The organism is Dietzia sp. NPDC055343, assembly GCF_053645265.1.
In genome coordinates, this window is sequence record NZ_JBSHMJ010000009.1 from 74661 (window position 1) to 97286 (window position 22626).

The window sequence follows — 22626 nt, forward strand, 5'->3', positions numbered from 1 at the left end:
ACATCCTGCCAGGGGCGGGGGATCAAGGGCGGAGGCGGTACAGTGATTCGGCCCGTCCGTGATCCGGACCGGCCCTCGAAAGCCGCACACCAGGAGCACAGTGATCGTCCCCGAGCCCGACAGGGCCCACATTCGTAAGGCGGTCTCGGACCGCGGACTCGACCTCGAGGAACTCCGAGAGGACGAACGCGCTGAAACCTGGCGTGTGACCGTCGTCGTGGACGGCGATGGGGGCGTATCGCTGGACACTCTCGCCGCATTGTCGACCGAGCTGGATCCGCTCGCGGAGCAGTGGGGTGGAGCCGAGCGGCCGGTGACCCTGGAGGTGACGAGCCGGGGCGTCGACGCGCCCCTCGTCGAGCGCCGCCATTGGCGTCGCGCGCACGGTCGCCAGGTCGACATCGAGTACACCGACGGCGCGACGGGGCCGGCCCGCGGCCGGGTCGGCGAGATGGACGAGACCGCCGGCAGCGTGCGCATCGTGTCGAAGTCTGGTCGAGGGATCAACGTCGGCTCGGTAGCGTTGGACGACGTGGCCAGCGCCGTGATCAGGGTCGAGTTCCGGCCCGCCCCCCAGGACGAGATCGACCTGCTGCAGGAACCGGGCCAGACCGGGAGCGGTGCGCGAGAAGGAGAAGATCGGTGAATATCGACATGGCGGCACTGAACATGCTGTCGCAGGAACGTGAGATCCCCCTGGACGAGCTCGTCTCGACGCTGGAGAACGCTCTTCTCACCGCTTACAAGCGGACCGATGACGCCCACCGTGTCGCGCGGATCGTGCTGGATCGCAAGGCCGGAACCGTGGCCGTGATGGCCGCTGAGGTCGACGACGAGGGCAACCGCATCGGTGAATTCGACGCGACCCCGTCGGATTTCGGGCGGGTGGCCGCGGCGACGGCCCGCCAGATCATCCTGCAGCGCCTGCGCGAAGCCGAGACGGAGAAGATCTACGGCGACCTCGTGGCCCGCGAGGGCGAGGTCGTCAGCGGCGTCATCCAGTCTGATTCCCGCGCCAACGCCAAGGGGATCATCGTCGTGCACATCGGCCCGGAGAACGGGGGGACCGAAGGGACCATCGCGCCGGCGGAGCAGGTTCCGGGGGAGACCTACGAACACGGCGACCGGATCAAGTGCCACGTGGTGGGAGTTCACAAGGGCCCCCACGGGGCGTCGGTATCGCTGTCGCGCACCCACCCGGACCTGGTCCGTGGGCTCTTCGCCCTCGAGGTGCCGGAGATCGGTGATTCCTCCGTGCGGATCGCCGCGGTGGCCCGCGAGGCGGGCCACCGCACCAAGATCGCGGTGGAGACGACCGTGTCCGGACTCAACGCGAAGGGTGCGTGCATCGGGCCCAACGGCGCCCGGGTGCGGGCGGTCATGGCGGAGTTGGGCGGCGAGAAGATCGACATCGTCGACTACGACGACGACCCCACCGTTTTCGTCGGTAACGCCCTCTCCCCGGCCAAGGTGATCTCCGTGACGGTCGCGGACGAGGCCACTCGCGCCGCACGGGTGGTCGTTCCCGACTATCAGCTCTCGCTCGCGATCGGCAAGGAGGGGCAGAACGCCCGCCTCGCTCATCGCCTCACCCAGTGGCGCATCGATATCCACAGCGACGCCGAGTGAGCGCACGCCGTGGGCCCGCTCCCACGCGGTCGGGCGCGCCGTTAGTGTCGACACCCCGTTATCTGTAGACTGATCAGTTGTCACAGTGACTTCACGTCCACCTGCCCCGTACGGGCGAGGCGGCGAGAAACCGAGGCGGCCGGATGCGGGTACGTAAGGACCAGCGCGAAGGCCCTGCCGAGGTAGCGGGACCCACAAGGACCTGCGTCGGCTGCCGTGGCCGGGATTCGGACTCCCGGCTCCTGCGGATCGTTCACGATCCGCGATCGGCTGCACTCTCGCCCGATCCGCGCCGCAGGGCGTCGGGACGAGGAGCCTGGGTGCATCGCGACGAGCGGTGCATCAGGACAGCACTCGACCGCAAGGCCTTCATCAGGTCGCTGCGAGTCGCCGGGAACGTGTCCCAGGATGCGATCTCGGGGGTGCTCGAGGCGGTACGTCTCGAGCACGACACCACCTGCCGGCCGAACGGCCCGGTAGGGGGAGCACAAGAAAAGGAACGGATCAGACACGATGAGCACACCGTGAAGCTCCAGCGATGAACGTCCATCGAATGTAGACCGAGGTCGCGCGGCCAGCCCTGCCGTGAAGACCTCGCAGTGAGGAGAGCAGTGGCAGGCAAGCCCCGGGTACACGAACTGGCAAAAGAGTTCGGTATCACCAGTAAAGAACTTCTGACGAAACTCCGCGATCAGGGGGAGTTCGTCAAGTCGGCGTCATCGACGCTCGAGGCACCGGTGGTCCGGCGTCTTCGTGAGTCGCTCGCGCCGGCGGGTGGCAACGACGCCGCCCCGTCCGCCAAATCCGGCACGACCTCCGCGCCCAAGCCCGGCGCGGCGGGGAAGCCCGGCCCCCGTCCGGGCGCCGATCCGCGCACCGCCGCGCCCTCGCCGGCGTCGGCCGCCAAGCCCGCTGCTCCCGCCGCGGGTCCGAAGCCCGGTGCCGCACGGCCCACCCCGGCCCAGGCCGGGAAGCCGGCTGATGCGGCGTCGAAGCCAGGCACCTCCGCGCCCAAGCCCGGCGCTGCTCGGCCCACCCCGGCCGCGCCCGAGGCCCCGGCGGCATCGGCACGTCCGGCTCCCGGACCGCGTCCGGCCGGACCGAAGCCGGGTCCCAAGACCCCGCGCGTCGGCAACAACCCGTTTTCGAGCGGCACCACCCCGGCGCCGCGGCCCCAGGGCGGACCCCGCCCAGGACCCGGCCAGTCCGGCCCGCGTCCCGGTCCGGGGCAGGCCGGCCCCCGCCCGGGTGGCTCCCGTCCCGCACCGGGCCAGGGTGGACCCCGTCCGCCGCAGCGTCCGGGCGCACCGGGCCAGGGTGGTCCCCGCCCGTCTCCCGGCAACATGCCGCCGCGTCCCAACCCGGGTCAGATGCCCGGCCAGGTCGCGCGTCCCGCCGGCGGCCGTGGTCGCCCGGGCGGTCCGGGCGGCCGTCCCGGCGGCGGCGGTTTCCGCCCCGGCGGTGGAGGCGGCGCCCCTGCTGCAGGTGGCGGCGGTTTCCGCGGTCGTCCGGGTGGCGGCGGCCGTGGCCGCGGCGGTGCCGCGGGCGCGTTCGGCCGTCCCGGCGGCGCCCCCCGGCGTGGTCGCAAGTCGAAGCGGCAGAAGCGTCAGGAATACGATTCGATGCGGGCACCGGAGGTCGGCGGCGTCCGGCTCCCGGACGGTCGCGGGCAGGTCCTGCGGCTGGCCCAGGGTGCGTCGCTGAGCGACTTCGCCGACAAGATCGACGTCAACCCGTCACAGTTGGTCCAGGCGCTGTTCAACCTCGGCGAGATGGTCACGGCCACGCAGTCGGTCACCCCGGAGACGCTTCAACTCCTCGGTGAGGAGATGGGCTTCAAGGTCCAGGTCGTCAGCCCTGAGGACGAGGACCGTGAGCTCCTCGAGTCGTTCGACCTGTCCTTCGGTGAGGACGAGGGCGGCGAGGACGATCTCGAGCGTCGTCCCCCGGTCGTCACCGTCATGGGTCACGTCGACCACGGTAAGACCCGGCTGCTCGACAGCATCCGGTCCGCGAAGGTCGGCGAGGCCGAGGCCGGTGGCATCACCCAGCACATCGGTGCCTACCAGGTCACGTCCGAGGTGGACGGTGTCGACCGCACGCTCACCTTCATCGATACCCCGGGTCACGAGGCGTTCACCGCCATGCGTGCCCGCGGTGCCAAGTCGACGGACATCGCGGTCATCGTGGTCGCGGCGGACGACGGCGTGATGCCGCAGACGGTCGAGGCGATCAACCACGCGCAGGCGGCTGAGGTGCCGATCGTGGTGGCGGTCAACAAGATCGACAAGGAAAGCGCCCAGCCCGACAAGATCCGCGGTCAGATGACCGAGTACGGACTCGTGCCGGAGGAGTACGGCGGCGACACCATGTTCGTCGACATCTCCGCCAAGCAGGGCCTGAACATCGACTCGTTGCTCGAGGCGATCGTCCTGACCGCGGATGCGTCTCTGGACCTGCGGGCGAACCCGGATATGGACGCGCAGGGTGTCGCCATCGAGGCGCACCTGGACCGCGGTCGCGGCCCTGTCGCCACGGTGCTGATCCAGCGCGGTACCCTCCGCGTCGGCGACTCGATCGTCGCCGGTGACGCCTACGGCCGCGTCCGTCGGATGGTCGACGAGCACGGCGACGACGTCACCGAGGCGACCCCGTCGCGTCCGGTGCAGGTCATCGGTCTCACCAGTGTCTGTGGCGCCGGCGACACCCTGATGGTTGTCGAGGAGGACCGCACCGCACGGCAGATCGCCGACCGTCGTAACGCGCGCAAGCGCAATGCGCTGGCCGCACGCAGCCGTCGCCGGATCAGCCTCGAGGATCTGGATTCGCATCTCAAGGAGACGAGCCAGCTCAACCTCATCATCAAGGGCGACAACTCCGGTACCGTCGAGGCCCTCGAAGAGGCCCTCATGGCTATCGAGATCGACGACGAGGTGCAGCTGCGGGTGATCGACCGCGGTGTCGGTGCCGTCACCGAGACCAACGTCAACCTGGCGGCCGCGTCCGACGCGGTGATCATCGGGTTCAACGTCCGCGCGGAGGGCAAGGCCACCGAGATGGCCAACCGCGAGGGCGTCGACATCCGGTACTACTCGATCATCTACCAGGCGATCGACGAGATCGAGGCTGCGCTCAAGGGCATGCTCAAGCCGATCTACGAAGAGAAGCAGCTCGGACAGGCGGAGATCCGCGAGATGTTCCGCTCCTCGAAGGTGGGCAACATCGCCGGTTGTATGGTGCTCGACGGCATCATGCGGCGTAACGCGAAGGCCCGGCTCATCCGCGACGGCAACGTCGTCCAGGAAGAGATGACCATCACGTCGCTCCGGCGCGAGAAGGATGACGCCACCGAGGTCCGCGAGGGCTTCGAGTGCGGTCTGACGGTGTCGTACTCCGACATCAAGATCGGCGACATCATCGAGACGTACGAGCTCGTGGAGAAGCCGCGCGACTGACGTCGCCGGTCACGACCGTGGGGGCAGGTTCCGTGGAGAACGGGCCTGCCCCCACGGCATGCTGTTGGAGAATGGTCGCGCCTGGTGCGACCAGACCATGTTCAGGAGGAGCGCCATGACCGGAAAAGGACGCGCCGGACGGCTCGGCAAGCGGATCGGGGAGATCGTCGCCACGGCGATCGACAACGAGATCAAGGACCCGCGTCTGGAGTTCGTGACCATCACCGATTCCCGCATCACCCCCGACCTCCGGGTGGCGACGCTGTACTACACCGTCCGCGGTGAGACGCTCGACGAGGAGCCGGACCTCGCGGCCGCGGAAGACGCCCTGGCCACGGCGCGGGGTCGGCTGAGGACGATGGTCGGCAAGCAGACCGGGGTGAAGTTCACCCCGGAGCTGACTTTCGTGCTGGACTCCGTGCCCGATGCGGCTCGCCACATGGAGGAGCTGCTCGCCAGGGCCCGCGCAAGCGACGAGGAGGTCCGGAGGGCGGCGGAGGGCGCCCGCCCGGCGGGGGAGGAGGACCCGTACCGGCGGCCCGAGGAGGCGCAGGCGGAGGACGACGACCGGTGACGATCCCGGTCGACGCCCGGGCGGCGGCGGAGGTGCTGATGCGGCACCGGCAGGTGACCGTGCTCTGTCACCTCCGTCCCGACGCGGATGCGCTCGGCAGTTCCGCCGGCCTGGCGCGCGCACTCCGCGCCGCCGGCGCGGCGGTGTACCACTCGTTCGACCCCGGCCGGGTTCCGGAGGCTCTCGCGGTGATCCCCGGGACCGAGTTCGTGATCCCGTTGGACGAGGTCCCCGCGCATGACGGGCTGGTGGTGACGCTCGACTGCGCGAGCGCTGACCGTGTCGGACGCTGGGATCATCTCGCCGAGGCCGCCTCGGAGGTCCTCGTCGTGGACCACCATCGGTCGAACCCCGGCTTCGGCAGCCACATGCTGTTGGATCCCGAAGCAGCCTCGACGGCCACACTCGTCCTCGACGTGTTGCGGGCCGGCGGGTATCCACTCGACCCGGTGGCCGCGACGAGCCTGTACGCCGGGTTGGTCACCGACACCGGCTCCTTCCGCTGGGGTGGGCCCGGCGCCCACGCCACCGCGAGTGAGCTTCTCGCGGCCGGGGCGGAGTCGTCCAAGCTGAGCTTCGCACTCCTCGACGCGCATTCTTTCTCGTGGCTGCCGGTTCTGGGTGCACTCCTCGAGACGGTCACTCTCGACGTGTCCGCCGTGGGCGGACGAGGAGCGGTCTGGCTCGCCGTACCTCACCGGGTCATCGCGACCTCTGACGAGGATGACGTCGAATCACTGGTCTCCCATCTGCGTGGGGTCAAGGAGGCGTGTGTGGCGGTGCTGCTCAAGGAGTACCGGCCGCAGGAGTGGGCGGTGTCGCTTCGTTCCCGCGACGGCGGCCCGGGCCGGGGCGTCGTCGACGTCTCGACGGTGGCCGCGGCCCTCGGCGGCGGCGGCCATCCGGCCGCGGCCGGATGCACGATGAGTGGTGACCTCGAGAGCATCTCGAAGAGGCTCCGTGAGCTCCTCGGCTGACCGTTCGACCGCGGACTCCTCTCGCGCGACCGTCGGGGTGGGGGAACTCGGCCGGAGGCTGTGGTCGATCGCGTTGCCCGTCCTGCCGGTGCTCGCCGCAGAGCCGGTCTACCTCCTGGTCGACGGGATCGTGGTGGGACGCCAGGGCCCGCAGGATCTCGCAGCGCTCGGGGTCGGCGCGCTCGTCCTGCTGGTGCTCGGAACCCAGATGAACTTCCTGTCCTACGGGACCACCGCGCGCGCGGCCCGGCTGCACGGCGCGGGCCGACGCTCCGATGCGGTGGCGGAGGGCGTCCAGGCCACGTGGATCGCTCTGGCGGTGGGCGCCGTCGTCGTGGCCGCGGTCCTGGCACTGATGGGCCCGCTGACGGCTGTGCTCGCCTCCGACGCGGAGGTCGCCGCACGAGCGTCGGAGTGGTTGCGGGTGGCGGTGTGGGGGATCCCGCTCATACTCATCGCCTCGGCGGGCCACGGTTGGATGCGCGGTGTGCAGCGGCTACGGACACCGCTCGTGCTGGTGGCACTGGGCATCGGTATCTCGACCATTGGCTGTGTGGTGTTCGTTCCCGGTCTCGGGCCGTTCCCGGAGTTCGGGTTGATCGCGAGTGCCTGGGCCAACCTCGCGGGTCAGTTCGTCATGGCCGGCGGCTTCGTCGTGGCGCTCGTCGTGGAGCACTCCGGTTCCCTTCGGCCGCGCCGCGCGGTGATCGTGAGCCAGCTGCGGATGGGCGTCGATCTGGTGATCCGGACCGCGTCCTTCCAGATCACGTTCGCCGTCGCGACGACCGCTGCGGCGGCCGCGGGCGTGTCCTCGCTCGGCGCCCACCATCTCGCCCAGCAACTGTGGGCGCTGTACGCGCTCGTGTTGGACTCCGTGGCGATCTCCGCGCAGTCCCTGGTGGGTGCGGCGCTCGGGGCGGGACTCGCCGCGCACGGCCGTGCGTTGGCCCGCGCGGTGGTGCTGTGGTCGCTGGGGCTGGGCGTGGTCCTGGCGCTGGCGACCGTGCTGCTGCGCGACCAGATCGCGGCCGTCCTGACCGGCGGTCCGGACGTGGCCGGACGCCTGGTGGTGGCCCTGATAGGGATGTCGGTGGTGGTGGTCCCGGCGGCGGTCGTGTTCGGCCTCGACGGCGTCCTCCTGGGCGCCGGGGACGCCGCGTATCTGCGGACCACGACCGTGATCGCGGCGCTGTGCGGATTCCTTCCGGTGCTGCTGGCCACCCGCCACTTCGGCTGGGGCCTCGTCGGCATCTGGTGGGGGATGGGGGTGTTCGTGATGATGCGCTTGATCGCCGTGGCGATCCGGGTACGCGGGGACCGCTGGATGGTGCTCGGCTCCGCCACTCCGGGCGGCTCGTCCGGGCGGGAGGCGGTGCGATGAGCGTCGGTCCGAGCCTGCGGGCGGTGGCCGACCTGCACGTCGGGCACCGTGGCAATGCCGGGGTGCTGGACGACATCCGGCCGCACCACCCCGGGGACTGGCTCATCGTGGCGGGGGATGTCGCGGAGAAGACCGGGGATATCCTCGACGCACTCGGGCAGCTTGCCAGCCGGTTCGACAGGGTGCTCTGGGTGCCGGGTAACCACGAGCTGTGGATCGGTCGGGACGACGAGGGCACCAGTTCCACCACGAAGTACGACCGGCTGGTCGAGGAGTGCCGGGCGATCGGTGTGGTGACCCCGGAAGACCCGTACCCGCTGTGGGCGGGCCCGGGCGGACCGGCGTGGGTGGTGCCGATGTTCCTGCTGTACGACTATTCGTGGACCCCGGTCCCGGGGCAACCCACCGCGGCAGCCCTGGCGGGTGCCCGCGAGAGGCGCGTGGTGGCCTCGGATGAGTTCCTCATCGACCCGAGCCCGTTCCCGGACGCGCCGTCGTGGTGCCGTGACCGTCTGGTCAGCACCACCACGCGCCTGGCCCGGCTCGACCCCGCGTATCCCACGGTGTTGATCAACCACTGGCCACTGCTGCGTGATCCCACACGTGTCCTCCGGCACCCGGACTTCGCCCTGTGGTGCGGCACCGAGCAGACGGCGGACTGGCACCGCCGCTACCGGGCCGCCGCGTGCGTCTACGGCCACCTGCACATCCCGCGCACGACCATCCACGACGAGGTCCGCTTCGAGGAGGTCTCGCTGGGCTATCCGCGCGAGTGGAAGGGCCGCGGCAGGCCCGAGCCGTTGACGCGTCAGATCCTGCCGCCGCCGGCCGCCCCTCAGGTCCGTTGGGTCCGAGGGGAGTCGGGGATGCCGCGTATCGCCCGGCCGGGGGAGCCCGGCCCGTACCTGGAGGACGCGCCGTGATCCGCGAGATCCTGCCGCCGGACGTGGTGTCGGTGACCGACGCCGAGCTGGGCCTGGATGAATCGGCCGTGGTGGCGGCGATGTACCCCGTCGAGGCGGAGCAGATCAGTAACGCGGTCGCGTCCCGCCGCGCGGACTTCGCCTGGGCGCGGGCGTGCGCCCGCGAGGCCATGACCCGTCTGGGAGCGCCGGTCGGGCCGATCGTGCGGGGCGGGAAGGGGATGCCGGTGTGGCCGCCGGGCGTGGTGGGCACGCTCACCCACACCGACGGTCTGCGCGCGGCCGCGCTCGGGTCCGCGGGACGTGTGAGGTCGCTGGGGGTCGATGTGGAGCCGCACGAACCGCTCGCCGCGGGGGTGCTCGACGCGGTCTCGCTGCCGGAGGAGGCGGCGTGGGTGCGCGCGGTCGGCGTCGAGCTGCCGTCGGTGCACTGGGACACGCTCCTGTTCACGGCGAAGGAGGCCACGTATAAGGCGTGGTTCCCGCTCACCCGCCGTTGGCTGGGCTTCGCCGACGCGCACGTCACCCTGGCGCCGGACCCGCCCCGCGGCGGGGCTCACGCCGGAGCCAACGACCGCGCCGACGACCGCGACAGCGCCGACAACAAGCACGACAACGACGACGACAACAGCAGCCACACCGTGTTCGCCGGCGCCCTGCGTTCCCGGATACTCGTCGACCCCCGGGCGATCGACGGGGGGCCGGACCTGGTCGAGTTCCACGGCCGCTGGGTGGTCCGTGACGGCTATGTGGCCTCGGCGATCGTGCTCCGGCCCGCCGGTCTCGATAGCGTGGGCCCGTGAGCCCGCGCAGACCAGACTCCCGCCCCGCACCCGAGCCCGGACTCGTGGTGGTCGACAAACCTGCCGGGATGAGCAGCCACGATGTGGTCAGCCGTCTGCGCCGATTCTTCGGCACCCGCAAGGTCGGTCACGCCGGGACCCTCGACCCGATGGCGACCGGCGTCCTCGTGGTGGGCATCGAGCGCGCGACCAAGATCCTGGGTCAGCTCGCGCTGGAGACCAAGTCGTATGAGGCGACGATCCGCCTCGGGCAGACCACCACCACCGACGACGCCGAGGGGGAGACCACCGGCACCACCGACGCCTCCGGTGTCACGGATGAGGCGATCGACGCCGGTATCGCGGCCCTGACGGGTGAGATCGACCAGGTTCCCTCCGCCGTGAGCGCGATCAAGGTCGGCGGACGGCGGGCCTACGACATCGCGCGCTCGGGGGAGGAGGTCGAGCTCAGGTCCCGCCGCGTGACCGTCTCGGGATTCGACGTCCTCGAACGGGTGCGTGGTGGGGAGGTGATCGACCTCGTCGTCGTCGTCGACTGTTCCACCGGTACCTATATCCGGGCGCTCGCCCGTGACCTCGGTGCGGCCCTCGGCGTCGGCGGACACCTCATCGCACTACGGCGCACCCGCGTCGGGCCGTTCGGACTCGACGTGGCCCGCTCCCTGGAGCAACTCGAGGAGGACCCGGCACTGTCCCTCGACCTCGACGCCGCGGCGCTGGCCGCGTTCCCCCGCCGCGACATCGACGCGGAGCAGGCCGAAGGGCTACGGCACGGACGGTGGCTCGACGCGCGGGGCGACACCGGCGTCGTCGCCGCGGTCGGTCCCGACGGGCGCGTCGCGGCACTCGTGGCCGAGTCCGGCAGGCGTGCCTCCCCCGTGGTGGTCATGCGACCGGCCGGGCTGTGACCGGCGGGCGTAAGGTGGTCGCCGTGCAATTGTGGCGGACGTTCGACGAGATCGTGATCCCCGACGGCGGCTCCTCCGTCGCCCTGGGCGTGTTCGACGGACTCCACCGTGGCCATCGCGGCCTGGTGGATCGTGCCGTCGACCTCGGGCGGGACCTCGGGGCCGCCCCCGTGCTCGTGACCTTCGACCCGCACCCGGTCGAGGTGGTCCGACCCGGGACGCACCCACTGGTGCTCACCCCGCTCCGCAGGCGCGCGGAGTTGGCCGGCCAGTTCGGCGTCGAGGCGGTGTTCGCGCTGCCGTTCGACGAGGAGATGGCCTCGTGGGAGCCCGCGGCGTTCGTGGACAACGTCCTGGTCGACGGCCTCGACTGCCGCGCCGTCGTGGTGGGACGCAACTTCACCTTCGGCCGACGCGCGGTCGGGACCCCCGAGACCATGCGCGAGCTGTGTGCCGAGCGGGGGATCGAATGCGAGGTGATCGACCTGCTCGAGGACGGCGGTGAGACGGTGTCCTCGAGCCGGGTGCGCAAGCTGCTCGCCGGATCGGATGTGGCGGCCGCCGCCGAGATCCTCGGGCGCCCGCACCGGGTCTCCGGGCCCGTCGTGCACGGCGCCGGTCGAGGGGGACGGGACCTCGGTTACCCCACCGCGAACCTCGAACTGCCCGAATACACTGCCGTCCCCGTCGACGGCGTCTACGCGGGCTGGTTCACCGTCCTCGATGACGCGCCGGTCGACGGCTCGATCGTGCCCGGGCGCCGGTACCCCGCGGCGATCTCGGTCGGGACCAACCCCACGTTCGGCGACACCACCCGCAGCGTCGAGGCCTTCGTCCTCGACGAGTCCGCGGACCTCTACGGCAGGCTCGCCGCCGTCGACTTCGTCGACCACGTCCGCGACATGGAGAAGTTCTCCTCCGTCGACGAACTGCTGGTCGCCATGGGCCGCGATGTGGCACGGACCCGGGATATCCTCGGCGCCTGAGCACGGATTGGGGACACGCCCCGCCGGCTGGTAACGTCTCCCGTCGGCCCTCCTGCGGTCCGCGGCGGCGGGGCCTGACATCATCTGCGGACTGGAACAACCAGGAGTCATCATGGCGCTGAGCACCGAAGAGAAGAAGGCCGTACTGGCCGAGTACGGGATCCACGAGACCGACACCGGCTCGCCCGAGGCCCAGGTCGCGCTTCTCACCACGCGAATCACGCAGCTCACCGAGCACCTCAAGACCCATAAGCACGACCACCACTCGCGTCGTGGCCTGCTGCTGCTGGTCGGCCGTCGTCGTCGTCTGCTCAAGTACGTCGCCAAGGTCGACATCAACCGCTACCGCGCGCTGATCGAGCGCCTCGGCCTCCGTCGCTGAGTATTCTCGGTCGCAAGACTTTTCCGATCCCCGTCCTGACTTCAGGGCGGGGATCGTCTTTTCCGCAGGGCGCATCGGGGGCGGCGCGCCCGTGCGTCCCGGTGCCCCGGCCTGTTTTCCCTGATAGCCTGGCACCCGGCCGGTGCGCACGTACCGGGGTGGTCGACAGGTCCGATTGACGGTCCTCGGTAGTGGCTGCCGGAACCTTAAGACGCCCGATGAGATGAGGCGCCGGATCCGGCCGCTTCGATCGAAGACCGAAGTCGTACCGGGACCCCCTGACGTGCCGCCCGGTGGCCCGCGGTGACACACCTGCGCCGCGCGCCCCATTCACCAGACACACGACAGGATTTTCTATGTCACAGATTACGGCCGTTGAGGTCGAAGACGGGGTCTTCGAGTCCGTCGCCACCATCGACAACGGTGACTTCGGTCGCCGCGAGCTCCGGTTCGAGACCGGTCGGCTCGCGCAGCAGGCCGCCGGCTCGGTCGTCGCGTACCTCGACGACGACACGATGCTGCTGTCCGCCACCACGGCGGGCAAGCACCCGAAGGAGCACTTCGACTTCTTCCCGCTCACGGTTGACGTCGAGGAGCGGATGTACGCGGCGGGCCGCATCCCCGGCTCCTTCTTCCGGCGCGAGGGTCGTCCCAGCACGGACGCCATCCTCACCTGCCGCCTCATCGACCGGCCGCTGCGCCCGACGTTCGCCGACGGCGTCCGCAACGAGGTCCAGGTCGTCGTGACCGTACTCAGCCTCGATCCCGAGGACCTCTACGACGTGGTGGCCATCAACGCCGCGTCCGCCTCGACGCAGCTGTCCGGACTGCCCTTCTCGGGCCCGGTGGGCGGCGTGCGAATCGCGCTCATCCCCACCGCCGCCGACCCGGCCGGCCAGTGGGTCGCCTTCCCGACCGTCGAGCAGCTCTCCGACGCGGTCTTCGACATGGTCGTCGCCGGCCGTGTCGTCGGTTCAGGGGACACCGCCGACGTCGCGATCATGATGGTCGAGGCAGAGGCCACCGAGAACGTGCTGGAGAAGGTCGCCGGTGGCGCCCAGGCACCGACAGAGGACGTCGTGGCCCGGGGCCTCGAGGCCGCCAAGCCGTTCATCGCCGAGCTGTGCGCCGCCCAGCAGGCGCTGGCCACCGCCTCGCCCAGCGCCCCGCGCGAGTTCCCGCTGTTCCCGCCGTACCAGGACGACGCCTACGCGGCGGTCGCCGAGGTCGCCGAGACCAAGCTCGGTGAGATCATGCAGATCGCCGACAAGCAGGAGCGCGACGACGCGACCGACGCACTCAAGGCGACCGTTCTCGAGCAGCTCACCGAGCGCTTCGCCGACCGTCTCGGCGAGGTGGGGGCGGCCTTCAAGTCGCTCACCAAGTCGATCGTGCGCAAGCGCATCCTGACCGATCACTTCCGTATCGACGGCCGTGGCATCCGGGACATCCGCGCCCTGTCCGCCGAGGTCGAGATCATCCCGCGCGCGCACGGCTCGGCCCTGTTCGAGCGTGGCGAGACCCAGATCATGGGCGTCACCACTCTCGACATGGTCAAGATGGCGCAGCAGATCGACTCGCTCGGTCCGGAGACCAGCAAGCGCTACATGCACCACTACAACTTCCCGCCGTACTCCACCGGTGAGACCGGCCGCGTGGGCTCGCCCAAGCGCCGCGAGATCGGCCACGGCGCGCTCGCCGAGCGTGCCCTTGTGCCGGTGCTGCCCAGCGTCGAGGAGTTCCCGTACGCCATCCGTCAGGTGTCCGAGGCGCTCAGCTCCAACGGCTCCACCTCGATGGGCTCCGTCTGTGCCTCGACCCTGTCGCTGCTCAACGCCGGTGTGCCCCTCAAGGCGCCGGTCGCGGGCATCGCGATGGGCCTGGTCTCCGACGAGATAGAGAACGCGGCCGGGGAGTCGGAACGTCGTTACGTCGCCCTCACCGACATCCTCGGGGCAGAGGACGCGTTCGGCGACATGGACTTCAAGGTCGCCGGGACCGGCATGTTCGTCACCGCTCTTCAGCTCGACACCAAGCTCGACGGCATCCCGTCCGAGGTCCTCGCCGGTGCGCTCACGCAGGCCCGTGAGGCCCGCCTGACGATCCTCGACGTGATGGCCGAGGCCATCGACGAGCCGGACGAGCTGAGCCCGTTCGCTCCGCGCATCATCTCCATCAAGGTCCCCGTCGACAAGATCGGTGAGGTCATCGGGCCCAAGGGCAAGATGATCAACTCGATCACGGAGGAGACCGGCGCCAACGTCTCGATCGAGGATGACGGCACGGTGTACATCGCCGCGACCGACGGAGACTCCGCACAGGCCGCGATCGACAAGATCAACGCCATCGCCAACCCTCAGCTGCCCAAGGTCGGCGAGCGCTTCCTGGGCACTGTCGTCAAGACGGCGCCGTTCGGCGCGTTCCTGTCCCTGCTGCCCGGTCGTGACGGGCTGGTCCACATCTCCAAGCTGGGCCAGGGCAAGCGGATCGCCAAGGTCGAGGACGTGGTGAACGTCGGCGACAAGATGCAGGTCGAGATCGCGGACATCGACAACCGCGGGAAGATCAGCCTCATCCCCGTGTCAGACGATGCGGAGCAGGCCGCGGACTCCGCGAGCGACGACTGATCACCGGCCGGGCCGCGCCACGCGACCCGGCACCCACGAGGCACGCACCCCGGGTCCGGGGTGCGTGCCTTGTTCGTCAGCGAAAAAGGGGGTCGATGACGTGCAGACCGCGATTCGTGTGGACCGGTCACTACCCGGCATCCGTGTCGTGACGGAACATCTGCCCTGGTGCCACAGCGCCGCCGTCGGGATCTGGATCGGCTCCGGTTCGGCGGAGGAGCGGCCCGAGGAGCACGGCGCTGCCCATTTCCTGGAACACGTCCTTTTCAAGCGCACCGCCACCGCCTCCGGGCGAGAGCTGTCCGAACGCATCGACCTCCTGGGCGGAGACCTCAACGCCTTCACCGGCCGAGAGCACACCTGCTATCACGTCCACGTGCCCGCGGACGGGCTGGCCGACGCGGTCGACGTCCTGACCGATGTGGTCGCCAATGGTCTGTGCCACCCCGAGGACGTGGAAGTCGAACGCGACGTGGTGCTCGACGAGCTCGCCGGTCGTGCGGACGATCCCGAGGACCTCGCATGTGAACTCTCCGCCACCGCGGTGCTGGGTGAGGATCCGCTCGCCCGGGCGATCATCGGGACCGAGGAGTCGGTGGCGGCCCTCGACGCCGCCACGTTGAGCGCGTTCCACCGCCGGATCCTGCGGTCCGGGAACGTGGTGGTCGCCGCCGCCGGGCGGGTCGATCACGAGGCTCTGATGCAGTGGATCGCCGACGGACCGTTGCCGACTGCTGTCGGACGAGACGAGAGCGCGGTCGACGCGGCGAGCGGCGCCTCGGCGGTCGACTGCGCACAGACAGTGAACGGTATGGCCGCCCAGGCGAGTGCTCCCGACCACGGGTGGGCGACGGAGCCCGTGGTGACGGGGCAGGACGAGGAGTCCGAGCAGGTTCTGTTCGCCCTCACCCGACGCACCCCTGCTCGAGACCATCGTGACCGTGCGGCGGCACAGATCGCCGCCGCGGTTCTGGGCGGCGGACTCAGCTCGCGACTCTTCCAGCGGATCAGGGAGGACCTCGGACTGGCGTACTCCGTGTACGCCTCGATGGACCAGTTCCGCCGTACGGGTCTGGTGTCCGTGGTGGCCGGCTGTGCGGCCGGCCGTGCGGACGAACTGGGCGACGAGATCGGCCGGGTGGTCGCGGGCATGGCCGCGAACCCTCCGACCGGTGGCGAGGTTGACCGCGCCGTCGGCCATCTCACCGGCTCGATACGCCTCGGGCTCGACGATCCGTTGTCCCGGATGGTCCGGATCGGTCGACACCTCCTGGACCGGGACACGGTGGTCCCCGTATCCGAGTCCATGGGCAGGTTGCTCGCGGTGACCCGCGAGGACGTCGTGGGCTATTGGAACGGCGAGTCGTCGCCGTGGTGTCTGGCGGCGGTCGGGCCCGGCATGCCCCACAGCGGCGCGGCTGGGCTGATCGCGGGCCTCTGCCGATAGTCTGGGAAGAAGTCCTGACGACCGACGAAGGAGACGATGACGGTGACGAAGGTCGGAGTGCTCGGCGCACGCGGCAAGGTGGGCACGGCGATCTGCGATGCCGTACGCGAGGCCGAGGACATGGAACTCGTGGCAGAGGTCGACCAGGGTGACGCCCTGCGATCACTGGTCGACTCCGGCGCCGAGGTCGTGGTGGATTTCACCCACCCGGACGTGGTGATGGACAACCTCGAGTTCTGCATCGCCAACGGCATCCACGCCGTCGTCGGAACCACCGGGTTCACCGAGGAGCGACTCGAGGCACTGCGTAGCCGGCTCGAGTCCAGCCCCGGAACCGGTGTCCTGGTGGCGCCGAACTTCGCGATCGGCGCGATCCTCATGATGCGGTTCGCCGTCCAGGCCGCCAGGTACTTCCCGTCGGCCGAGATCGTCGAGCTTCACCACCCGAACAAGGCGGACGCCCCGTCCGGGACCGCTCAGCGGACCGCGGCCATGATGGGGGCCGCACGCACCGCGGCAGGCCTGGGCGCGTCGCCCGACGCCACCTCCACCGGACTCGACGGGGCACGGGGCGCGGATGTCGACGGCGTGCGGGTCCACTCGGTCCGGGTGACCGGACTGGTCGCCCACCAGGAGGTGCTGCTCGGAACCCAGGGCGAGACGCTGACGATCCGTCATGACTCCCTGGACCGGACGTCATTCGCCCCGGGCGTGCTGCTCGGAGTCCGCTCGATCGCCAGCGCGCCGGGGTTGACCGTGGGCCTCGACACTTTCATGGACCTGTAGGTCGACCGTCGTGGACAGGTTCGTCAAGCCCTTGGTCATGTTCGTCGCGGCAGCAGGTCTGCTGGTGGCCTTTGGCTACCTGATCTTCCTCGGCTGGTCGATGATCGCGACATCGGAGCATCTCGCGATGCAGGGCCTCGGCGTGGGGATCATCCTGCTCACCGCGGTCGGCGCGTGGGCGACCTGGGCCATCCTGCGCAACGGCTTCCAGTTGCAGCGGATCTCGGCAGCGGCGGCTGCCGAGGGGATAGAACTCGACGTCTCGGATCTGGATCACCGCCCGTCGGGGCGGCTCCGGCACGAAGCGGCGGACGCGCTGTTCGACCAGGTCAGCGCGGAGTACCAGGCCTCCCCCGAGGACTGGCGTACGAACTACCGGCTGGCCCGTGCCTATGACCATGCCGGTGATCGCCTCCGCGCCCGCGAGGTGATGCGGGTCGCCATGGATCTGCTGGAGGCCGAGCGGGCGGCGCAGGGGAGCAGGCCATGAGCTCCGTCCTAGTGGTCCACCACGCGCCCTCACCGCGGCTGCGCCGGATCGTGGAAGCCATTGAAACCGGCATGGCCCACCCCGAGCTCGAGGACATCGCCGTGGAGTCCGTCCCCGCGCTCGCGGCGACGGACGATCACGTCCTGCGGGCCGACGGTTACGTATTTCTCACTCCGGCCAACTTCGGGTACATGTCGGGCGCGCTCAAGCACTTCTTCGATCGCACGTACTACACCTGCGAGGGGGCGGTGAGCGGACGCCCGTACGCGCTCTGCGTCCACGGGGACAACGACACCGCCGGCGCGGTGACCTCAGTCGAGAAGATCACGACCGGGTGGGCACTGCAGGCGGTCGCCCCGGCCACGCAGCTCATCGGTGAGCTCGGGCGGGACGACCTCGACACGGTGGCCGAGGTCGCGGCCACCGTTGCCGCGCATCTACTCGGTTGAGCGTCAGCACAGCCCGTCAGCAAAAGGAGTCCCATCATGTCCGAGCTCGTCCGGCGGCAGGTCCGCATGGTCGCGCACACCCAGTTCACCGTTCCCGAGGATCTCGGGTGGGAGACTGACGCCGAGGGCGGCTCGGCGCTGGCGGAGTTCGCCGGCCGGGCCTGCTACCAGAGCTGGGACAAGCCGAATCCCCGGACCGCGACCAACGCGGGCTACCTCCGGCACATTCTCGAAGTGGGACACCTCTCGGTCTTCGAACATGCCAACGTCACCTTCTACATCACCGGCATCTCGCGTTCGTGCACCCATGAGCTGATCCGTCACCGTCACTTCTCCTACAGTCAGTTGTCCCAGCGCTTCGTCCCGGAGCATGACTCGAAGGTCGTCCCGCCGCCCGCCATCGCCGAGGACCCCGAGTTGGTCGAGATCTTCAGGCGGGCGACCGACGCTTCCCGTGAGGCGTACGCGGAGATGCTGGCCAAGTTGGAGGAACGCTTCGCGGACGTCCCGAACCCGATGCTCCGACACAAGCAGGCCCGGCAGGCGGCCAGATCGGTGCTGCCTAACGCGACCGAGACCCGCATCGTCGTGACCGGGAACTACCGGTCGTGGCGGCATTTCATCGGGATGCGGGCGACCGAACACGCGGATACCGAGATCCGTGGTCTGGCAATCGACGTCCTTCGCCAACTCCGGGATGTGGCGCCCGCGGTGTTCTCCGATTTCGAGATCGCGACGCTCGACGATGGTTCGGAAATCGCCGTCAGCCCCTACGTGCTCGAAGGATGAGGAGGACCGCGGTCCCGATCGAGCACCCGAACGCCGGGTCTGAATCGGGATCCGTGTGGTTCTGCGGGTACCCTGGGACACCATGACACACGTGACCGCAGGGGGAGCAGAGTCGGCCGGTACCGGCCGGCCCCCCACCGAATCAGCGCGACCCGCGCCCTTCGGGACGGTCCTCACGGCGATGGTCACGCCTTTCGGGAGCGACGGGCATGTCGACCTGAAGGCCGTCGCCGGTGTCGCGAGACATCTCGTGGACTCAGGATGCGACGGACTCGTCGTGTCCGGCACCACGGGGGAGTCGCCCACCACCACTGATGCCGAGAAGACAGCGGTCCTCGAGACCGTCCTGGCTGAAGTGGGAGACCGGGCGACGATCGTTGCGGGGGTGGGCACCTACGACACCGCCCACTCCGTTCACGCGGCCCGCCAGGCCGCGGCCTCGGGTGCGCACGGACTGCTCGTGGTGACGCCCTACTATTCCAAGCCGACTCAGGCCGGCCTGGACGTTCACTTCCGCACGATCGCGGATGCCACCGACCGGCCGGTGATGCTCTACGACATCCCGCCACGGTCGGTGGTCCCCATCCAGGCGGACACCCTCATCGGGCTGTCCGGCCATCCGAATATCGTGGCGGTCAAGGACGCGAAGGGCGATTTCCACGACGCGGCGACCGTGATGTCGCACTGCGACCTCGTCTACTACTCGGGAGACGATCAACTCAACCTCCCGTGGCTGGCCGTGGGGGCCACCGGATTCGTCAGTGTGATCGGTCACGTGGCCGCGTCACGACTCGCGGAGATCCGCAGGGCCTACCTCGCCGGAGACATCGAGACGGCCCGTCGCATCAACCTCGGACTCCTCCCGCTCTTCGACGCCCAGCGGGCGCTCGGAGGCGTGTCGATGTCCAAAGCAGGACTAGAACTTCTCGGGATCCCGGCCGGTGTGCCGCGACTCCCGCAGTTACCACCAACCGATGAGCAGCGCGACGCCCTGGCGGCGCTGCTCCGCAGAGCAGGAGTCACCACATGACAGAAAGTTCCTCACAGAACCGCGGTCGCGGTCGTTCGCGTCGCGCAGCCGGCCGTCCCACGGGTGCCCCGGCACCGGTGACCGCCGTGCAGTTCACCGAGCCGACCCATGCCGCCTCCGAGGAGCGTCCGTCCCAGCAGCACTCCGCTGAGGGCAAGGCGCCCCGGGACGAGTCGCAGCAGCACACTAACCAGCAGGACGCGGGTGGACAGCCCCGCGGCGGCCGTGACACGTCCGGCCAGGATGCGGACGGGGGGTCGAAGTCCGGTTCGCGCGGTCGTCGCGGCTCGTCGTCCGACAACCGTGGCTCGTCCGGTCGGGACGACAAGAGTTCCGGCGGACAGGACAACGGCGGGCAGCGGTCGGGCGGTCAGAACAGTGGCGGGCAGAACGGCGGCGGTAAGAACTCCGGAGGGCAGAACGGCGGCGGTAAGAGCTCCGGCGGTCAGAACGGCGGACGCAACCGGGGCGGCCGTGGTCGCGGCCGCGGACGCGGTGATTCGTCGACCGCCGACTTCGGCGGCGTCAAGACCATGCAGGGCGCGGACATGACCGTCCGGCTGCCCAGCCCGCCGAAGGCGCGCAAGGGGGCGATGCGACTCGTCGCCCTCGGCGGCATCTCCGAGATCGGGCGCAACATGACCGTCTTCGAGTACAACTCGAAGCTGCTCATCGTCGACTGCGGAGTACTGTTCCCGAGTTCGACGGAGCCGGGCGTCGACCTGATCCTCCCGGACTTCGACCACATCGAGGACCGACTGGACCAGGTCGAGGCACTCGTGCTGACCCATGGCCACGAGGATCACATCGGCGCGATCCCGTTCCTGCTCAAGCTGCGTCCGGACATCCCGGTCGTGGGCTCCAAGTTCACCCTCGCGCTCGTCGCGGCCAAGTGCCGGGAGCACCGCATCAAGCCGGTGTTCCATGAGGTCGACGAGTCGAGCATCTCGTCGTTCGGCGCCTTCGAGGTGCGGTACTTCGACGTCAACCATTCGATCCCGGAATGCCTCGGCGTCGTCATCAAGGCCGGCGGCAACTCGGTGATGATGACGGGCGACATCAAGCTCGACCAGCTGCCGACCGACAAGCGGCCGACCGACCTGCCCAAGATGTCGCGCTTCGGTGACGAGGGTATCGACCTGCTGCTGGTGGACTCGACCAACGCCACCACTCCGGGCATCAGCCCGTCCGAGGCGGGCGTGCGACCCGCCCTGGAGCGTCTGATCGCGGATGCGCGCAAGCTCGTCGTCGTCGCGTGCTTCGCCTCGAACGTCTACCGGGTGCAGTCGGCCGTCGACGCCGCCGCGGCGGCCGGCCGCAAGGTCGCGCTCAACGGTCGGTCGATGCTCCGGAACATGGAGATCGCGCTCGAGATGGGGCTGCTCACCGACCCTGCGCGGGTCATCGTGGACATGGACTCCGCGGGCAAGCTCCCGCCGGAGAAGCTCGTCGTGGTGACCACCGGTACCCAGGGCGAGTCGATGGCCGGTCTGTCGCGAATGGCCCGCCGTGAGCACCGTCAGGTCAACCTGGGTGAGGGCGACACGGTGCTGTTCTCGTCGTCGCTGGTTCCCGGCAACGAGGAGGCCGTGTTCGGGGTGATGAACAGCCTGTCGCAGATGGGCGTCGAGGTCATCACCGGTCGCGAGGCGAACATCCATGTGTCCGGACACGGATACTCCGGCGAGCTCCTGTTCATCTACAACGCCGTGCGACCCAGGAACGCCATGCCGGTCCACGGCGAATGGCGCCACCTGCGGGCCAACAAGGCGCTGGCGGTCGCCACCGGCGTGCCCGAGAACAACGTGGTCCTGGCCCAGAACGGTGTGGTAGTCGACCTGATCGACGGTCAGGCCGCAGTGGTCGGGCAGGTGCCCGTCGGCAACCTCTACGTCGACGGTCTCTCGACCGGTGACGTCGGTGACACGGTGCTCGCCGATCGTACGGCGCTGGCTGAGGACGGATTCATCGTCGCCACCGTGGTCGTCGATCCGCGCACGGGCCGTCCGGTGAGCAAGCCGCAGATCATCGGCAAGGGCTTCACCGATGAGCCCGGTGCGCTGGCGCCCGTGGTGGAGTTGGTCGAGAACGCGCTGTGGGACCTCGCCGGCGAAGGCGAGACCGATCCGTACCGCCTGGCGCAGGCGGTCCGCCGCACCGTGGGCCGGTGGGTCTCCGACAAGTGGCGTCGTAAGCCCATGATCGTCCCCACGGTCATCACCTCCGCGGTCGCCGAGAGCTGATCCGGTGGGGGTGGATCGCCGGTCTCTCGCCCGTCGGGAACGTGTCGCGCTGGTGGAGACCATGCGCGACACGGGCCCGGATGTGCCCACCCTGTGTGAAGGATGGACGGCCAGGGATCTGGCGGCACACCTCGTCGTGCGTGAGGCCCGACCGGACGCGGCGGCGGGGCTGATGTTACCGGCACTGTCTGCGCGGCTCGAGACGCTTCGTCTCCGCGAGTCGGAGCGCCCGTGGGAGGAGCTGCTCGACTCGATCGCGTCCGGTCCACCGTGGTATTCGCCACTGCGTCTGGCCGACAGTCTGGCCAACACCGCGGAGTACCTGGTCCACCACGAGGACGTGCGTCGGGCCGGGGAAGGCTGGTCGAAGCGCGAATTCGACAGCCGTGACCTCGCGCGGGTGTGGACGCTCGCCACGATTGTGACCCGCAGCAGGCTGAGGAAGGTTCCCGCGCGGATCGACCTGAGCGTCCCCCGGGGCCCATCATCCCCGCACCCCGGGGTTGACGCTGAGGCGGCGAGCGCTGCGGCTCCGGTGTCGACAGGGGCGGCGCTGGCGCCCCTGGTGACCGTCGTGGCCGAGCCCGTCGAGTTGCTCCTGTGGACATTCGGACGAGAGCGCGTGGACGTCGAGATATCCGGTGCTCAGCGCGGTATCGACGCACTCGAGGCGGTCGGACGGAGCGTGTAGGTCGCCGTCGGGATACACCCGCACCGTGTGGCTGCTGTTACCAGTGTTGCTTGAGA

General features: G+C 69.7%; 21 protein-coding genes. All 21 read left to right on the forward strand.

Annotated elements, in window-relative coordinates; translation table 11 throughout:
• Positions 1 to 100 precede the first annotated feature (100 nt).
• Entirely contained in the window at positions 101 to 646 is a 546-nt protein-coding gene (locus ACWIE7_RS06610; RefSeq protein ID WP_452099019.1) for a ribosome maturation factor RimP, read from the forward strand.
• Positions 643 to 1629, forward strand: coding sequence for a transcription termination factor NusA (gene nusA, locus ACWIE7_RS06615; protein ID WP_454058334.1), 987 nt, complete (start codon positions 643 to 645; stop codon positions 1627 to 1629). Before ACWIE7_RS06610 ends, nusA begins: the two co-directional genes overlap by 4 nt.
• Before the next feature lie 143 nt (positions 1630 to 1772).
• Positions 1773 to 2171 carry a YlxR family protein gene (locus ACWIE7_RS06620; protein ID WP_454068836.1) on the forward strand — a complete coding sequence of 133 codons (399 nt, stop codon included), beginning with the start codon at positions 1773 to 1775 and terminating at the stop codon, positions 2169 to 2171.
• Between the two features lie 69 nt (positions 2172 to 2240).
• Complete coding sequence (gene infB / locus ACWIE7_RS06625; RefSeq protein WP_230928790.1) at positions 2241 to 5084, forward strand: translation initiation factor IF-2; 2844 nt, start codon at positions 2241 to 2243, stop codon at positions 5082 to 5084.
• A 115-nt stretch (positions 5085 to 5199) separates the two neighbouring features.
• Positions 5200 to 5658, forward strand: a complete 459-nt coding sequence (gene rbfA / locus ACWIE7_RS06630; protein ID WP_230928791.1) for a 30S ribosome-binding factor RbfA — start codon at positions 5200 to 5202, stop codon at positions 5656 to 5658.
• The gene (locus tag ACWIE7_RS06635) at positions 5655 to 6635 is read left to right on the forward strand and encodes a DHH family phosphoesterase (RefSeq protein WP_452099016.1); all 981 of its coding nucleotides are present in this window, start codon (positions 5655 to 5657) and stop codon (positions 6633 to 6635) included. The genes rbfA and ACWIE7_RS06635 overlap by 4 nt, the downstream gene beginning before the upstream one ends.
• Positions 6619 to 8016: an MATE family efflux transporter gene (locus ACWIE7_RS06640; RefSeq protein WP_454068837.1), complete on the forward strand. Its 1398-nt coding sequence runs from the start codon at positions 6619 to 6621 to the stop codon at positions 8014 to 8016. Before ACWIE7_RS06635 ends, ACWIE7_RS06640 begins: the two co-directional genes overlap by 17 nt.
• Complete coding sequence (locus tag ACWIE7_RS06645; RefSeq protein WP_454058338.1) at positions 8013 to 8939, forward strand: metallophosphoesterase family protein; 927 nt, start codon at positions 8013 to 8015, stop codon at positions 8937 to 8939. The genes ACWIE7_RS06640 and ACWIE7_RS06645 overlap by 4 nt, the downstream gene beginning before the upstream one ends.
• The gene (locus tag ACWIE7_RS06650) at positions 8936 to 9742 is read left to right on the forward strand and encodes a 4'-phosphopantetheinyl transferase family protein (protein WP_454058339.1); all 807 of its coding nucleotides are present in this window, start codon (positions 8936 to 8938) and stop codon (positions 9740 to 9742) included. Before ACWIE7_RS06645 ends, ACWIE7_RS06650 begins: the two co-directional genes overlap by 4 nt.
• The gene (gene truB / locus ACWIE7_RS06655; protein WP_454068838.1) at positions 9739 to 10650 is read left to right on the forward strand and encodes a tRNA pseudouridine(55) synthase TruB; all 912 of its coding nucleotides are present in this window, start codon (positions 9739 to 9741) and stop codon (positions 10648 to 10650) included. The genes ACWIE7_RS06650 and truB overlap by 4 nt, the downstream gene beginning before the upstream one ends.
• Before the next feature lie 23 nt (positions 10651 to 10673).
• Positions 10674 to 11636, forward strand: a complete 963-nt coding sequence (locus ACWIE7_RS06660) for a bifunctional riboflavin kinase/FAD synthetase (protein WP_454058341.1) — start codon at positions 10674 to 10676, stop codon at positions 11634 to 11636.
• A 112-nt stretch (positions 11637 to 11748) separates the two neighbouring features.
• The gene (gene rpsO / locus ACWIE7_RS06665; RefSeq protein WP_230928798.1) at positions 11749 to 12018 is read left to right on the forward strand and encodes a 30S ribosomal protein S15; all 270 of its coding nucleotides are present in this window, start codon (positions 11749 to 11751) and stop codon (positions 12016 to 12018) included.
• 356 nt (positions 12019 to 12374) lie between these two features.
• Entirely contained in the window at positions 12375 to 14645 is a 2271-nt protein-coding gene (locus tag ACWIE7_RS06670) for a polyribonucleotide nucleotidyltransferase (RefSeq protein ID WP_454058342.1), read from the forward strand.
• Positions 14646 to 14745: 100 nt separating this feature from the next.
• Entirely contained in the window at positions 14746 to 16092 is a 1347-nt protein-coding gene (locus ACWIE7_RS06675; protein WP_454058343.1) for a M16 family metallopeptidase, read from the forward strand.
• A gap of 36 nt (positions 16093 to 16128) precedes the next feature.
• Complete coding sequence (dapB, locus tag ACWIE7_RS06680; protein WP_452099008.1) at positions 16129 to 16878, forward strand: 4-hydroxy-tetrahydrodipicolinate reductase; 750 nt, start codon at positions 16129 to 16131, stop codon at positions 16876 to 16878.
• Positions 16879 to 16915: 37 nt separating this feature from the next.
• Entirely contained in the window at positions 16916 to 17368 is a 453-nt protein-coding gene (locus ACWIE7_RS06685) for a hypothetical protein (protein ID WP_452099073.1), read from the forward strand.
• Positions 17365 to 17817 (forward strand): flavodoxin family protein, encoded by a 453-nt coding sequence (locus ACWIE7_RS06690; protein ID WP_230928803.1) that lies wholly within the window; start codon positions 17365 to 17367, stop codon positions 17815 to 17817. Before ACWIE7_RS06685 ends, ACWIE7_RS06690 begins: the two co-directional genes overlap by 4 nt.
• Before the next feature lie 36 nt (positions 17818 to 17853).
• A complete protein-coding gene (gene thyX / locus ACWIE7_RS06695; RefSeq protein ID WP_452099007.1) occupies positions 17854 to 18606 on the forward strand; it encodes an FAD-dependent thymidylate synthase in 753 nt (250 codons plus the stop codon).
• Between the two features lie 82 nt (positions 18607 to 18688).
• Positions 18689 to 19636: a 4-hydroxy-tetrahydrodipicolinate synthase gene (gene dapA / locus ACWIE7_RS06700; protein ID WP_452099006.1), complete on the forward strand. Its 948-nt coding sequence runs from the start codon at positions 18689 to 18691 to the stop codon at positions 19634 to 19636.
• On the forward strand, positions 19633 to 21879 hold the full coding sequence (locus ACWIE7_RS06705) for a ribonuclease J (protein ID WP_454058346.1): 2247 nt from the start codon (positions 19633 to 19635) through the stop codon (positions 21877 to 21879). Before dapA ends, ACWIE7_RS06705 begins: the two co-directional genes overlap by 4 nt.
• A 61-nt stretch (positions 21880 to 21940) precedes the next feature.
• The gene (locus ACWIE7_RS06710) at positions 21941 to 22570 is read left to right on the forward strand and encodes a TIGR03085 family metal-binding protein (RefSeq protein WP_454068839.1); all 630 of its coding nucleotides are present in this window, start codon (positions 21941 to 21943) and stop codon (positions 22568 to 22570) included.
• Positions 22571 to 22626 lie beyond the last annotated feature (56 nt).